General features: G+C 71.4%; 7 protein-coding genes. 2 read left to right on the top strand and 5 right to left on the bottom strand.

The window, feature by feature from the left end; genetic code table 11:
• Positions 1-104 precede the first annotated feature (104 nt).
• A complete protein-coding gene (locus tag ACZ4XD_RS09055; RefSeq protein WP_468039706.1) occupies positions 105-1,577 on the bottom strand; it encodes an amino acid permease in 1,473 nt (490 codons plus the stop codon).
• 545 nt (positions 1,578-2,122) lie between these two features.
• Between ACZ4XD_RS09055 and ACZ4XD_RS09050 the strand changes: the two genes are divergently transcribed.
• Both ACZ4XD_RS09050 and ACZ4XD_RS09045 read left to right on the top strand, forming a co-directional pair.
• A complete protein-coding gene (locus ACZ4XD_RS09050; protein ID WP_468039703.1) occupies positions 2,123-3,622 on the top strand; it encodes a glutamate synthase subunit beta in 1,500 nt (499 codons plus the stop codon).
• A gap of 313 nt (positions 3,623-3,935) precedes the next feature.
• The gene (locus ACZ4XD_RS09045; RefSeq protein ID WP_468039701.1) at positions 3,936-5,330 is read left to right on the top strand and encodes a transcriptional regulator; all 1,395 of its coding nucleotides are present in this window, start codon (positions 3,936-3,938) and stop codon (positions 5,328-5,330) included.
• Between the two features lie 185 nt (positions 5,331-5,515).
• Here ACZ4XD_RS09045 and ACZ4XD_RS09040 read toward each other — a convergent pair whose 3' ends face one another.
• From ACZ4XD_RS09040 to ACZ4XD_RS09025, 4 genes are all read right to left on the bottom strand, one after another.
• Positions 5,516-6,040, bottom strand: coding sequence for an ATP-binding protein (locus ACZ4XD_RS09040; RefSeq protein WP_468039699.1), 525 nt, complete (start codon positions 6,038-6,040; stop codon positions 5,516-5,518).
• A 425-nt stretch (positions 6,041-6,465) separates the two neighbouring features.
• On the bottom strand, positions 6,466-12,807 hold the full coding sequence (locus tag ACZ4XD_RS09035) for an SDR family NAD(P)-dependent oxidoreductase (protein ID WP_468039697.1): 6,342 nt from the start codon (positions 12,805-12,807) through the stop codon (positions 6,466-6,468).
• Positions 12,808-12,843: 36 nt separating this feature from the next.
• Complete coding sequence (locus ACZ4XD_RS09030; RefSeq protein WP_468039695.1) at positions 12,844-14,178, bottom strand: beta-ketoacyl synthase N-terminal-like domain-containing protein; 1,335 nt, start codon at positions 14,176-14,178, stop codon at positions 12,844-12,846.
• A gap of 79 nt (positions 14,179-14,257) precedes the next feature.
• Positions 14,258-14,464 (bottom strand): DUF5988 family protein, encoded by a 207-nt coding sequence (locus tag ACZ4XD_RS09025; protein WP_042154910.1) that lies wholly within the window; start codon positions 14,462-14,464, stop codon positions 14,258-14,260.
• Positions 14,465-15,795: the final 1,331 nt, after the last annotated feature.

Here is a 15,795-nt window from a genome sequence, read left to right as displayed (position 1 = left end):
CGGCACACGCCGACAGGGCGCCCAGGCTGTCCGTGCCTGGGCGCCCTGTCAGGGCTTCGACGGCGTCACGGCCGTCTGTCCGGGGCCTTGGCGGCCCCTCCGGGTCAGCCGCGGGGCTGCCCGGCGGACTCCAGCTGCTTGTCCTGGTGCGTCGACCTCGCCGCGATGTGCGGGTTGCGCGCCTTGAGGACGGCCCAGCCGATGGCCAGGCAGACGGCCCAGCCGGCACCCACGTACAGCGAGATGCGGCTCTCCGGGTCGATGGCGATCAGGCAGGTCACCAGGAGCAGGAAGGCCACCGCGATCCAGCTGCACACCGTGCCGCCGGGCGCCGGGAAGGACGAGGCGGGCAGGCGGCCGGCGACGACCGCGCGGCGGTAGAGGATATGGCTGACGAGGATCATCAGCCAGGTCCAGATACCGGCCGCGGTGGCCACCGAGGTGACGTAGGCGAAGGCCTTCTCCGGAACGACGTAGTTGAGGATCACGCCGATGCCCATGAGGGCGGCGGAGAGGGTGATGCCGAGGGCCGGGGTCTTGGTGGAGCTCAGCTTGCCGAGGACCTTGGGGGCCTCGGAGTTGGCGGCGAGGTCGCGCAGCATGCGCCCGGTGGAGTACATACCCGAGTTGCAGGACGACAGCGCGGCGGTCAGCACGACGAAGTTGATGATCGCCGCACCGGCCGGGATGCCGATCTTCGCGAAGGCGGCCACGAACGGGCTGACGCCCGGCTCGAACTCCGTCCACTTCACGACCATCAGGATCACGCTCAGCGCACCGACGTAGAAGACGATGATGCGCCACGGCAGCGTGTTGATGGCCTTGGGCAGGGTCTTCTCCGGGTCCTCGGACTCGCCCGCGGTGACACCGACCAGCTCGACGGCCAGGTAGGCGAACATGACGCCCTGGAGGGTCATGAGGCTGGAGCCGATGCCGTTGGGGAAGATCCCGTCGTGGGCCCAGATGTTGGAGACCGCGGCGGCGTCTCCCGCCTGGCTGAAGCCGAAGGTGACGACGCCGAGACCGATCACGATCATGCCGATGAGCGCGGTGACCTTGACCATCGAGAACCAGAACTCGATCTCACCGAAGAGCTTCACCGAGATCAGGTTGGCGACGAACAGCAAGACCAGGAAGACCAGTGCGGTCACCCATTGCGGAATGTCCGGGAACCAGAAATGGACGTAGATCGCGGCGGCCGTCAGCTCGGCCATGCCGGTGACGACCCACATGAGCCAGTACGTCCAGCCCGTCACGAACCCGAAGAACGGGCCGAGGAACTCACGGGCGTACTCCGAGAAGGACCCCGACACGGGGCGATACAGGAGCAGCTCGCCGAGCGCCCGCATGATGAAGAAGACGATCACGCCGGCGAGGGCGTACATGAGGATGAGACTGGGCCCGGCCTTCGCGATGTTCGCGCCCGCGCCCAGGAAAAGACCGACGCCGATGGCGCCGCCGATGGCGATCATCTGGACCTGACGGCTGCCGAGACCTCGCTCGTAGCCCTCTTCCGGCGTGGTGCCCGAGGCTCCGCTGCCGTCGCCGAGGTTGGTGCCGACCTGCTTTGAGGTCATGTGTGGTGCGCCTTTCCGCTCCATGCCGACCCGCGCCTAGCTTGGCGACGGATCGGGTCTCGATCCCCCCGGATGCTGATGGAGTTGCATGCCGGCGGTGGCCGGCTCAAGCGCCCCCTACGCGGACATGGGTGACGTCCGTCAGGTGGTCGTGAAGATGTACCACGGGCGAATTTCAGCCAGCGTGATCCAGATCACGGATCGAAACGACCAAAATCCTCTGAACTGGGCAAATTAACGGCCGCTGTGACCTAATCGATATGCGGATCAGGCAACTCACCGGGGCGATGCCCACTCCCTGCCGACACTTCGTGGCCCTCGGTACACGCGTTTTGCCCGATATTGCCGTGCGGCAGGCCGACCCTTCGTGAACATCGGGGGGAACGGACAGCCACCGGGCGGACACCCAGGGCGTCTACCCGATGGCGAGATCTGGCCCATGATCAACCCCGCGATCGCCCATATCGGCCCAGGAAACCCGCACAAACCAGGCGTAGGCTGGCAGAACGCCTTATTGCGCCGTGAGTGAGCGATGGAGGCGCTGCATGACCGACCCACACGGCTTCCTCAAGGCCCCTCGCCGGCCCGTTCCCGCACGCCCCGTCGAGGAGCGGCTGAACGACTGGAACGAGGTCTACGCGGGACAGGCGCTGCTGCCCCTGGTGGCCGAGCAGGCGGGACGCTGCATGGACTGCGGCATACCGTTCTGCCACAGCGGCTGCCCGCTCGGGAACCTCATCCCCGAGTGGAACGCCTACGCGACACGGGGCAACTGGCGGGCCGCGGCCGAGCGGCTGCACGCCACCAACAACTTCCCCGAGTTCACCGGACGGCTGTGCCCGGCGCCGTGCGAGGACGCCTGTGTACTGGCCATCAACGCCGACCCGGTGACGATCAAGAACGTGGAGCAGACCATCGCCGACCGGAGCTGGGAGCAGGGGTTCACGATCCCGCATCCGCCGGAGCGGCTCAGCGGGAAGAGCGTCGGGGTCATCGGCTCCGGACCCGCGGGACTGGCGGCGGCGCAGCAGCTGACCCGTATCGGGCACACCGTCGCCGTCTACGAGCGCGCCGACCGCATCGGCGGACTGCTGCGTTACGGCATCCCCGCGTTCAAGCTGGAGAAGCGGTATCTGGACCGCCGGATCGCGCAGATGCGGGCCGAGGGCACCAAGTTCCGTACGGGGATGGACATCGGCGGCGCGGTCGACGCGATCGAGCTGAGCAGGCGGCACGACGCGCTCGTGGTGGCCGTCGGGGCCACGGAGCGGCGGGAGCTTCCCGTCCCCGGGCGGGAACTGGGCGGTATCCACCAGGCCATGGAGTATCTGACCCTCGCCAACCGGGTCGGGGAGGGCGACCGCGCCACGACGCCGGTCACCGCCGAGGGCAGGCATGTGGTGATCGTCGGGGGCGGCGACACCGGTTCGGACTGTCTGGGCACCGCGCTGCGGCAGGGCGCGGCCTCCGTGGTGCAGCTGGACATCAACCCGGAGCCGGGCGACGCCCGTACGGACACCGAGCCCTGGCCCGTCTACCCGAAGGTCTACCGGATCTCGCACGCCCATGAAGAGGCCCGCGGCCGGGCGGGCACGGACCCGCGGTTCTTCTCCTCCGCCACCCTCCGGTTCGAGGGCGACGCGGCCGGCCGGGTGCGCGCGCTGCATCTGACGGAGGTGGAACCGGTCGCTCGGGCGCCGCGGCCGGACACCGAGCGGGTGATCCCGGCGGAGCTGGTGCTGATCGCCCTCGGTTTCTCCGGTCCGGAACGGGGCACCGGGCTGATGACACAGCTGGGGCTCACGCTGGACGCCCGGGGGAACTTCGCCCGGGACGCCGGCTTCGCGGCCGTGCGGGGCGAGCGGCCGGTGGAGGCCGGGACGGACGGCGTCTTCGTCGCGGGCGACGCGGGGCGGGGGCAGTCCCTGGTGGTGTGGGCCATCGCGGAGGGCCGGGCCGCCGCCGCGGCCACCGACCGCTATCTCACCGGCGCCACCGCGCTGCCGGCCCCCATCGCCCCGACGGACCGGCCGATGGTGGCGTGACGCCGCGGGGTGCGGGGCTCCGGTCCGTACGGCTCACCCGGGCGCGTGGGGCCGCGCCCGGGTGGTGGCGGTTGTGCGCGGTGGGGTGCGCTGGGCGCCGGAGGGGACGGCAGGGGCGTGCAGGGCAGGCGCGGGCGAGGGGCGGGCTTCTGGAGCCCCCGTATGCACCTTTGCTACTGGGCGCAACGCCCAGGCGGCGACTTGACTTTGGTCATGGCGATTCAGCCCCGCTTGTTGGGTATTGACCTTCCTGTCCCGTTCTCTCTGGATATGCCAACGTGAATCGTTGGCGGCATGTGCTTGGAGGCGCACCATGGCCGCCCGACCACTCGTCGCGCGTCAAACCAACCAGCGGCTGCGGTCGCTCATCCAGGAAGCCTCACTGTCCAACTCCGCACTGGCCCGCCAGGTGAACGTCCTGGGAGAGGCGCAGGGGCTGGATCTGCGGTACGACAAGACCTCCGTGAGCCGGTGGCTGAGCGGTCAGCGGCCACGCGGCCGGGTGCCCGCCATCATTGCCGAGGCGCTGAGCGGCAAACTCGGCCGCACGGTCTCGACGGAAGAAATCGGCATGGCCAACGGCAACAGCGTGACCTGCGGGGTCGGCCTCCACTTCGCGGCCACGGTGGAGGACGCACTGGAACAGGTCCGTGAACTATGGCATATGGACGCCGAGTCCAGGGGGCTTTTGTCGCGTTCCGCCATGACCGCCTCGGCGCTGGTCGAACCCAGCAGGGACTGGCTGATCAGCTCCCCGGACCCCCAGGTGGCCCGCAACTGGCGGCTGGGGCCGCGGGTGGGGACCAGTGATGTGGAGCTGGTCCGGTCGACCACCCAGGCGCTGGCCGAACTCGATCACCGGGTCGGCAGCGGATATGTGCGACCGGTCATCGTCAGCTGCCTCAGCAGTGTGCTGTCCGGTCTGATGGACGGGAGTTACGGCGAGACCACCGGGCGGCAGCTGTTCGCCGCGGCGGCCCGGCTGACGGAGCTCGCCGGATACACGGCGCTGGACGTCGGGCAGCCGGGTCTGGCGCAGCGGTACTACATCCAGGCGCTGCGGCTCGCGCAGGCCGCGGACGACCGGTGCTACGGCGGCTATGTGCTGGCGGCCGGGCTGAGCCATCTCGCCGTCGGCGCCGGCTGCTCCCGGGAGGCGGTGCAGCTCGCCCGTGCCGCGCAGGAAGGCACCCGCGGGCAGGCCCCGCCGGCCGCTCAGGCCATGTTCTACGCGACCGAGGCCCGCGGCTACGCCATGCTCGGGGACGCGCGGATGTGCAAAATACTGGCGGACAAGGCGACCGAAGCGATGGCGCAGGTCGTTCCGGGGGGCGGTCCCGAGTGGATCGGGCACTTCGACCGTGCCTATCTGGCCGATGAGTTGGCCCACTGCTACCGGGATCTGAAGCAGCCGCGGCCGGCCGCCCGGCGGGCCGAGGAGGCCCTGGCCCGGCATCCGCGGACCCGGGTACGGCGCCGGGCCATCGATCTGCTGTTGCTGGCCACCGTCTTAGTGCAGGCCGGCGATGTCGAGGAGGCGTGCCAGGTCGCCGTGCAGGCGGTGGCACTGCTCAGCCGGCTGAAGTCGGCGCTGGGGGAACGGTACTTGCAGCACTTCATGGACGAACTGCGGCCCTTCGGCGACACGACGCCGGTACGCGAATTCGACGCCCTGGTACAGGAGAGCGGTGTGCGGGTGCCCCAGTGACGCCCGCCCGGGGCCGGCTTCCGCCCCTGAGGCCGGCACCGACGGCCGGCGGGCCCGAACCGTCCCGCGGGGAGGGGGTGCGGAGCCGGAGCCTGCCTGACCGTCGGCGGTAGGGAGCCACCCGCGAGGGGTGCGGCGGAGGTGCACCGGCCGCCGGTGGCGAACCGGCCCGCCGCTCGGGGGTGTTACGGCGCCACGCCGTGCGGTACGCCGACGGCCAGCGGCACCGCGGCCCACACGGTGCAGCTGTGGTCCGCCTCGGCCCTGCGGCCCCATCGCGAGGAGGACTTGGCGACCAGTTCCAGGCCGCGGCCGTGTTCCTGGCTCGGTCCCGGGCGGCGCATACGGGGCACCGAGGGTGTTCCCCCGCGGTCGTGGACCTCGATGTGCAGGTGGTCCTCCGACTTCCATATCCGGCAGGTGATATGGGGGCCGGCGGAGTACTGGATGGCGTTGGTGAACAGTTCCGACAGGACCAGCAGCACCAGATAGCGGGTGTCCTCGTCGTGTATCCGCTGTCCGTCGAGCCAGGAGCGCACCAGGCTCCGGCAGACCGGTACGGCCCGTTTCAGTGCCGGCATACGCAGCACCACGCGCTGCGCGGAACCCCAGCAGTCGGCGGGGACCAGGGAATCTCTTTCCTCGGGCCAGCCGGCGATATGCCGGGCGGTCACCATGACTTCGGCCGAATTCATTGTGGTGGGTAACATGACTACCCCTTTCGTACCTGCCTCATGGACTCCGATGCCGCTTTCGCCTCATGAAGCACGCCGGCGCCATCGCTGGGTCCGTCCTGGCGGCCTTGGGAGTTCGCCGCGCCTCCGATGTGTGCACCGGACCGCTTCCGCCCTCTTTCCCGTATTTATTCAAGCAGCGCGAGCGGCCGCCCGGGAAGGCGTACGGTGCGGCATCGGTAGCGGCCGGGGATATCGGCGACGCGAAATACTATCACCATAAGAAAACGGTTGCGCATTATTCGGCAATACCCTTGAGGAAAGGGCAGCGAGAGGGCCGCCGGAAATTAATGCGGCAAGAATGCGGAAGAAATGCTACCGCTTCCGCGGTCCCGTGAACAGACGGACGCCCGGCGGGCTTTGCAGCCCGCCGGGCGTACTGTGCCCCGATGACCGGGGAATTACGGTGCCGTCAGTTCCAGGCCCAGCTGCTCGGCGATACCGGCGGCGAGGGCGGCCAGCGTCGGATGCTCCCACACGAAGTTCCGCGGGAGGCTCAGATCGAAGGAGCGGTCGATACGGGCCCGCAGCTCCATGGCCAGCAGCGAGTCGAACCCCAGGGACTTCAGCGGGGTCTGCGGGTCGAGCGAGCTCTTGCCCAGCCGCAGGACGTCACGGACATGGCCCGCCAGATGCTCCTCCAGCGCCGCCCGCCGGGCCAGGCCCGGAGGAAGCGCGGTGAGCCGGGCCCGGATGTCCTCGGCGCCGTCGGCCGCCGGGGCGGTCTGCTCCGCCGGGGCGTCGTCGGACATCCCGCTGAAGAAGGGGAGACGGCGGCCGGCGGGCGGCAGCCAGGTGTCCGGCGGGCCGGGGAGCACCCCGGTCTGCACCCGCCGGTGCGCCAGCAGCGTCTGGAGCGCCGCCAGGCCCTGGTCGGTGGGGATGGTGCGGTAGCCGCGGCTGCTGAAGTCGGTGGCGACGCCGATCTCGCCCCACGGGCCCCAGTTGACGGCCAGCGTCGGCAGGCCCTGCGCCGAGCGCCAGGCCGCGAACCCGTCGAGCCAGGAGTTCGCCGCCGCGTAGGAGCCCTGGCCGGGATTGCCCAGCAGCGAGGCCATCGAGGAGAACACCGCGAACCAGTCCAGCGGATGCCCGTCCGTGGCCCGGTGGAGCTGCCAGGCGCCGTCCACTTTCGGCATCCAGACCCGCTCCAGCTGGTCCTCGGCGACGTTGGCGATCACCGCGTCGTCCAGCACCATGGCGCAGTGCACCACGCCGTGCAGCCGGAATCCGTCGGCCACCGCCGTGGACACCAGCCGCGCGGCGACATCCGGCTCGGCGATGTCACCGAGGACCACCGACACCTTGGTGGTCTTGCCGATCACCGTGGCGAGGGTCTGCGCGACCTCGGGGGACGGCGCGGAGCGGCCGTTGAGCACGAGATGGCCGGCGCCGTGGCCCGCGAGCCATTTCGCCGTGGCCAGCCCCAGCCCGCGCAGCCCGCCGGTGACGACATAGGCGCCGCCCTCCTGTACGGGCATGTCCATATCGGGCAGCACCGCGGGGGCCTCCCCGCTGTCGGGAACGGTCAGCACCAGCTTGCCGACATGATCGGCGGCGGCCATCGTGCGGAACGCCGTGGTGGCCTCCGACAGCGGATACTCCGTGCAGTGCAGCGGCTTGAGCCGGCCCTCCTCGAACGCTTCGAGGACCTCCTGCCACACCGTGGCGAAGGTGTCCGGGCGATTGCGCCGCAGCTCGATCAGGTCGACCGTGCTCAGGCTGATGTTGTGCCGCAGCGGCAGCATGCCCAGCGGCGCGTCCGCCAGGATGTCGCGGACCCCCAGCTCCACGAAGCGGCCGAACGGGCGCAGCGTCTCCAGGCCCGTGCGGATGGCCGCGCCGGACAGCGAGTTGAGGACCACGTCCACCCCCTCGCCATGGGTCGCCTCACGGGTGCGTTCGCCGAACTCCAGCGTGCGGGAGTCCATGACGTGGCGGATGCCCATGCCCCGCAGATAGCGGCGCTTGTCCTCGCTGCCGGCCGTGGCCAGCACCTCGGCACCCAGCATCCGGGCCACCGCGATCGCCGCCATACCGGTGCCGCCGGTGGCGGAGTGGATCAGCACCCGCTCCCCCGCGGAGAGCCGGGCGACCGAGCGCAGCGCGTACCAGGCGGTCAGGAAGGCGATCGGCAGCCCCGCCGCGACGGTTGGTTCGATGCCGAACGGGACGGGTGCCACCGCGTCGGCGGGCACGGTCAGGAACGACCCGAAGGCGCCGCCGCTCAGATCGACCGCGATCACCTCGTCGCCGACCTGCCGGTCCACCCCGTCGCCGACCGCGGTCACCACCCCCGCGCATTCGAAGCCGATGCGGTAGCGGACATCCGTCTCGCCGGGGAGCAGGCCCATGGCCGTGAGCACATCGCGGAAGTTCAGGCCGGCGGCGGTGACCCGCAGCTCGACCTCGCCGGGCCGGGGCGCGCGCCGTTCGGTGACGGCGTACTCCAGGCTCGACAGATCACCCAGCCGGCCGGCCCGCAGCCGGAATCCGTCCACCCCGTAGCGCACGGTGCACGCGGTGGCCGCCTCCTCCTGCCCGCCGCCCGTCCCGGCGTGCTCCAGGCGGGCCACGTACCGGCCGTCGGCGCGCAGCGCGACCTCGTCGTCATCCGCGTCCGCCAGCAGTTCCAGGGACACCTCCTCGGGATCGGCGTCCTGCGGATCGGCATCCACCAGCACCGGCCGGAGCTCGGGGTGTTCCAGGGCGCCGACCCGCAGCAGTCCGCGCAGCGCGCTCTGGCCGAGGTCGACCTCGTCGCCCGGCACCACGCCGCGGGCCCCGCGCGTGACGACGTACAGCCGTGGCGTGTCCGTGGTGGCGGTGAGGGCCTGGAGGGCGCCGAGCAGCCGGCGGGTGCGCCGCAGGGACTGCTCGGTGGGCTCCCCGCCGTCCGCGGGGCCGCACACCAGCACCACCCCGCGCGGGGTTTCGAGGGCGGCGGCCAGCCGCCCGGTGAGGGCGTCCCGGAAGGTGTCGAGGGAGGTGTCGTCCAGCGGACGGTCCCAGACGACCGTACGGGCGCAGCGGGTGCGCAGTGCGGCGGCCAGCGCCTGGGCCGAGCCGTCCGCCTCGCCCACCACGACCCAACTGCCCGGCGCGTGACCGCCGTCGGGGGCCGCACGGGGGGTGGCGCGCCAGCCGATCTCCAGCAGCCAGTCGTCGACCGCCGGGGTGGCGCGGGAGGCCGCGCGCCGTGCGAAGCGCAGTCCGTTGACGACGAGCACCACGGCGCCGCTGTCGTCCAGCAGGCGCACATTCGCCACGATGGCTTCCGGCGTGATCTCGCTGACGTGCGCGTGGCAGTACACGGCGGTCGCGGGGTCACCGATCAGCCGCAGCGCCTGCATGCCCACCGGCAGCACCAGCGCCTGGTCCTCCTCGTTGATCAGGGGCGCCACGGCGAGCTGGGCGCAGACATCGAGGAGGACGGGGTGCACCGGCAGCCCGGGGGGCGGGCTGCTGGCCTCGCGCGGTACCGCGACCTCGGCCCAGAAACTGTCGTTGTGGCGGCCGGCGTTCAGCCGGCGCACGCCGGTGAAGGCCGGGCCGTGTTCCAGGCCGCGCCGGCGCAGCCCGGCGTAGAGGTCGGCGGGATCGACGGACAGCGGGTGGCGCCGGCTCATGTCCTCGACGGACCGGGGCCGCAGTTCGGGCCGGACGCTGAGCCGGTGCAGCACCGCGTCGGCCTGCGCCTCCCAGTCGCCGCTCTCGTTCCGGGCGAGGATCTGGCATTCCGCCCGGTCCGGCGCCGTCATCGTGACGACGGTGGAGACCTCGGTGTCCGCCTCCAGCCGCAGCAGGTGCTTGAAGTGGATCTCGGTGACCTCCACTTCGTGCGGTGCCGCGCCGAACGCCTCGCAGGCCACCGAGAGGGCCAGCCCGCAGTGCGCCGCCCCGGGGAAGACGGCGTTGCCGTGCACCCGGTGGTCGGCGAGCCAGGGCAGCGCGCCGGTACCGGCGTCGGCCCGCCAGCAGTGCCGCACCGGCTCGCCGGGGAATTCGGTGTGATGGCCGGGCAGCTGGGCCCGGGGGGCCTCGGCGACGGCCGGGGGCTGCGGGGGGTCGGCCCAGTGGTGGCGGCGGTCGAAGGTGACGGTGGGCACGTCCACCAGCTCGCCCTCGGCGTAGAGGTGCCGCCAGTTCACCGGGACCCCGGCGCAGTGCAGCGCGGCCAGCTGGGTCCGCAGCGTGGACTGGTCGTCCTCGTCGCGGCGCAGCGTGGGCAGCACGACCGGGTCCCCGACGAGACCGGCCAGACTGCTGTCGACGGAGTGGGTGACCACGGGGTGCGGGGAGACCTCGACGTAGACCACATGCCGGTCGGCGGCCGCGGCGGCGACCGCCTCGGCGAACCGCACCGGGCGGCGCAGGTTGTCGCACCAGTAGTCGGCGTCAAAGGCCGGTGTCTCCCCGGGGTCGACGACCGTCGAGTAGAACGGCACCTTGGGCTGCCGCGGCGCGAGTCCGGACAGCGCCGAGCGCAGCGCCGGCAGCACCGGGTCCACCAGCGGACAGTGCGAGGCGACGTCCACCGCGATCGGGAACACCGGGATCTTCCGGGCCTCCCAGGCGGCGGCCAGCCGGCTCACCTCGGTGGTCCGCCCGGCCACGACGGTGGAGTCGGGCGCCGAGAGGACGGCGACCGACACCGTGTCGGCCGCGCTGTCGGCGAGTTCGGCGCGCACCGTGTCGGCGTCCAGACCGACGCTGAGCATGCTGCCGCTGCCGGCGATATCGCTGAGCAGTCCGGAGCGCCGGCAGATCACCCGCACCCCGTCGGCCAGGGTCAGCGCCCCGGCCACCACCGCCGCGGCGACCTCGCCCATGGAGTGGCCGATCACCGCGGCGGGTTCGACGCCGTACGAGCGCCAGGTGGCGGCGAGGGCCACCTGGAGGGCGAACAGCACCGGCTGCACCGTGCCGCAGCCCTGCACGGGTCTGCCCTGCCGCACCACATCGAGCACCGACACCTCGCTCTGCGCCCTGATGAGCTCGTCGAGCTCGGTCAGCGCGTCGAGGAAGGCCGGTTCGGTCTTCAGCAGGCCGCGTCCCATGCCGGGCCACTGGGAGCCCTGGCCGGAGAACACCCACACCGGCTGCCGCTCGACCGCGGCGCCGACCGAGCCGGTCACCACCGCCGGGTGCCGCTCCCCGGACGCGAAGGCCCGCAGGGACCCGATGAGTTCGCGGCGCGCGGAGGTCACCACGCCCATCCGGCCGCGGCCCGCGCAGCGCCGCAGGGCCAGGGTGTGTGCGATATCGCGGAGCGGCACGTTGGCGCCGTCGCTCTCCATCCAGTCCGCGAGCCGGGTGGCGGCGGTCGGCAGCACGTCCGGGGAGCCGGCCGACACCAGGAAGACCTCGGACGTCGTCCGGCTGGGCCGGCCGAGGTCCTGGCTCGGGGCGGGCCGCCGTTCCGGGGCCTGTTCGAGCACGACATGGGCGTTGGTCCCGGAGAAGCCGAACGAGGACACGGCGGCCAGCCGGGTGGCGGTGCGCAGCGGCCAGGCGGTCAGTTCGGTGGGGACGAAGAAGCGGGTGCCCCCGGGGGTGATGGCCGGGTTCCAGCGCCGGAAGTGCAGGTTCGCCGGGATGGTGCCGCTCCGGAGGCACAGCACGCTCTTGATCAGCCCGGTGACCCCGGCGGCCGGTTCCAGGTGGCCGACGTTGGTCTTCACCGACGTCAGGGCGCACCGGCCCGGCCCGTAGCCGTAGACCTCGGCGAGGCTGGCGAACTCGATCGGGTCCCCCACGGGGGTGCCGGTGCCGTGGGTCTCGACCATGCCCACGTCCCGCGGGTCGACCCCGGCCTGGGCGAGGGCGTCCAGATACAGGGCCCGCTGGGCGGTCACCGACGGTGCCGCCAGCCCCTCGGACGAGCCGTCCTGGTTCGTGGCCGAGCCGCGCAGCAGCGCCAGCACCCGGTCGCCGTCCCGCACCGCGTCGGCCAGGCGCTTGAGGACCACGACGCCGCAGCCCTCGCCGCGGACGAACCCGTCGGCGTCGGCGTCGAAGGTCCGGCAGCGGCCGCCGGCCGACAGCATGCCCATACGGGCGAAGGACTGGGTGATGCGCGGCTGGAAGCTCAGCGTGACGCCGCCGGCGAGCGCGACCTCGCACTCACCGGCGGCCAGGGCCCTGCGGGCCATGTGCACGGCCACCAGGGAGGAGGAGCAGGCGGTGTCCAGCGCCACACAGGGCCCGTGCAGACCGAGCAGGTAGGAGATCCGGCCGGCCGCCACGCAGTGCCCGTTGGTCAGGATCGAGCCTTCCAACTCCTGTGGCTGTCCGGCCAGTTGGTCCATGTAGTCGCTGTAGCTGATGCCGGCGAAGACGCCCGTACGGGTGCCGTTCATCCGGTCCGGCGGGAGACCGGCGTGTTCCAGGGCCTCCCAGGTGACTTCCAGCAGCAGACGGTGCTGGGGGTCCAGGACGTCGGCCTCGCCGCCCGCGACGCCGAAGAAGGCGGCGTCAAAGCCGGTCACCTCGCGTAGATAGCCGCCCTGACGGGGCGTCGGTGCCCGGCTCCCCGGACCGGGGGAGCCCTCGGGAACCAGGCGCCGGCGCTCCGCGGGCAGCTCGCCGACGGCGTCGCGCCCGTCGACCAGCAGCCGCCACAGGGCCGCGGGGGAATCGGTGTCGCCGGGGAGCCGGCAGCCCATGCCGATCACGGCGACGGGCTCTGTCTCATGGAGGGGTCGTGACTCGGCTGGCGAGCCGTGCATGTCGTTGCTCATCGGGGTCTCCGTATGTGGGAGGTGATCTGCCCGTGGTCACACGGCTTCCGGACTGCCGAGGAGGATGGCGTTCTTCACGCCGCCGACCTGGTAGTTGAAGCTCAGCGCGTAGTCGAAGTCGAGCGGGCGGGGCCGCACGCCGGGGACGGGGTCGAAGGGCAGCCCGTCGGCCGGCTGCTCGCAGTTGGCGGTGGGGCAGACCTGCCCGCGCTCCATCATCATCAGCGTCATGGCGACGCCCAGGCAGCCGGCCGGCGCCCCGTTGTGGCCGAAGCAGCCCTCCTGGGACGTCACCAGCACCTCGCTCTCCGGCCCGTACAGCTCCCGGATGGCGGCCGCCTCGAAGGCGGTGACGACGATGTTGCCGTCGCTGCCGCCGTGGACGTACGGCACGTCGTCGATCCGCCACCGGTCGCCGAGGCAGCGGCGGACGGCGGCGACCAGCTCCGCGCCGGTCTCGTCGGACGCGAGGGGGTTGGCCAGGCCGTCCCGGGTCATGGCGGTGGCCAGCACCTGGCCGTACATGTGCGCACCGCGCCGGGCGGCGTGCTCACGGCTCTCCAGGATCACCGTGGCGGCGCCCTCACCGTGGTTGATGCAGTCCGCCCGGCGGTCGTAGGGCCGCATGAGGGAGGTGAAGGACGGCAGCAGCTCCGGCATGTCGGTGGTGCGCAGGGCGTCATAGGTCTGCTGCGCGCCGCTCAGCAGCCGCTGGATGTTCTGGATGAGGTGGACGTTGAAGACGTCGACGCCGGTCACGACCGCCACGTCGACCTCGCCCTGGGCGATCATCCGCCGGGCGTTGCCGATCTGTACGGCGGACGAGGCGCAGCCGCACGAGACGGTGTAGCAGGGGCCGTTGGACTGGGTCAGCGCCGCCTGCACCAGCGCGACGTCGGAGGGTGTCACGGCCTGTTGGGCCGCGACGAAGAGCTCCATGGCGTCCGGTGCGCTGGTCTCGCCGGGGTCGGCACTGAGCACCGAGAGATAGCTCTCGATGTTCGCGTCGACGCCGCCGCGGCCGACCAGGATCGCCGCCTCGCTCAGGGCGCCGCCGTAGGTGGTCAGCCCGGCATCGGTGGTGGCCTCCGCCATCGACACCAGGCCGAAACGGTGCGCCGAGGTGTAGTGGTGGGAGAAGAACGGCGGCACATCCGGGAGGCGTTCGTCGAACATCTCCTGGGTGAGCTCCACCGAGCCGTAGTAGACCTCGTCCCGCTTGAGGCAGGACCGGCCGTTGGAGATCACCGCCCACATGTCGTCGGCGGTGAAGACCGGCTCCGTCTGGCCGGGCAGACAGAATCCGACGCCGGTCACCACCACATCGCGGTTCTTGTTTCGTTCTCCGGAGTTCCCGGACCGTTGGTTCATGACAGAACTCCGTCCCTCACGAGGTTCAACATGTTCGTTCTCCTCTGCACATCGCTTTCTTCTGCGGGCCGCACGACGCCTACTCGGCGATTCGTGTGCGGTAACACCAGCGGTAGACCGGGACCTGTTGTCCGCCCAGGTCCGCGTATTCGCCGTAGAATTCGAAACGCTCGTACCCGTTGCCCCGCAGGAGCCTTATCGGGTCGCCCGCATCGTCACGCATGTGCTGCGGCAGGGCATTTCCCTCCGGCCCGTCGACGAGGATCACCATTCTTCTTTTCGCCATACTGTTCTCCCGATGTTCTGTCGCAGTGGGTTGTGGGGGGCAGGCTTCAGTGGTGGGGGTGGGGGGACCTGGTGGCAGATCACTGCGGGACCGGTTACGGCGGGATGACAACTGCCGCACCGGGCACGGCGGATGGAGCGGCGACGGCGACGTCGGGGGGCGTCGCCGACGGTGCGGGCGCGGCGTAAATCGGTGACCGTTTGCGGTCCCGGCGGCGCCCGGGGCAGGCTGCGGGATTCCGGCCCGCTCAGGCCTTGTTACTGCATTCCGTCGCGAGAAATGCGGCGGGACGGGTGCCGGTGCCGCGGGCGGCGTTCACCGTCACGCTTCCGTTGCCGGGGGAGCGATTCGCGCCGCGCGGCAGACAATTCCCGTCCGCCGGGGCGGAGATGAGGGATTCCGCCCTCCCGCTCGGGGCGATATCGCCGTCGGTGCAAGGGAATGCGGGCCGGCCGCCGCGAACGCCGGGGCCGGCCGCCACGGGGCGTCCGCCGGAGCCGGGGACCGGAACGGCCCCGGCCGGTACGAGGGCGCGGAAACACCGGGCGGATTCCCCGCGGACGGGGAGGGGGCACCGTCCCGCCGGGGAATCCGCAGTGGTGGTGCGCCGGCGCATGACCTGCGCGCTTCCGTTGCCGTGCGGAGCGTGGATGCGGTGCGGCGCCGGGATGACGGTGCCGGACGCGGGGGCCGGGCCGGCCGCGGAGAAACGCGCGGATTCCTCGCCGGGCATCGGGATCGGGAGACTCAGGGCACCGCCGGACCGGTGGGGTTCCGGTGCGGTCGCGGTGCGGGCCGGGATCAAGGCACCTACGCCGTTGACCCAGCGAATGGTGGAAATGGTTCGCATGACGCCCCCTGATCCGAATGTGGGGGCCGATCAGCCGGTGCCGAGGTGCCGGCACCGGCTGACGGATCCAAAACCCTCTACCGGGGACGCCCATACGGCATCTCGGTCTGACCGCAACCAGGCGCTGGGCCGGGCCAACGGGTAGGCCAGGTGCCGCTCCCCGGAGAGGATGGGCGGCCCACCGGTTGGATGCGACTAGTTATCCATGCGGCTCGGCGCGCTACAACAGTCAACCGATAAGGCCACCCGTTCGGAGCAGCGCGAAAAGCGGAAACTCGTACCAACTTGCGCAATGGCCTTAGAAGATGCCTTTATTCCACTCATGACTGATGCAGCGTTGGATTGTGCACTGTGCCGACATGATCGCAATGAAGAACCGTGTGCAGCAGCAAGCTCCACGCTTGTCATTCTTGTGTGTGGTGGAACACAGCGGGAACCGACGCGCCGTCAATAGCCCGACCGCCGCCGGCCGCCGCTGACA

The organism is Streptomyces sp. NPDC029466 (assembly GCF_055574515.1).
Note: the sequence above shows the minus strand (reverse complement) of the source record. Positions and strands in the feature narration are given on the sequence as shown.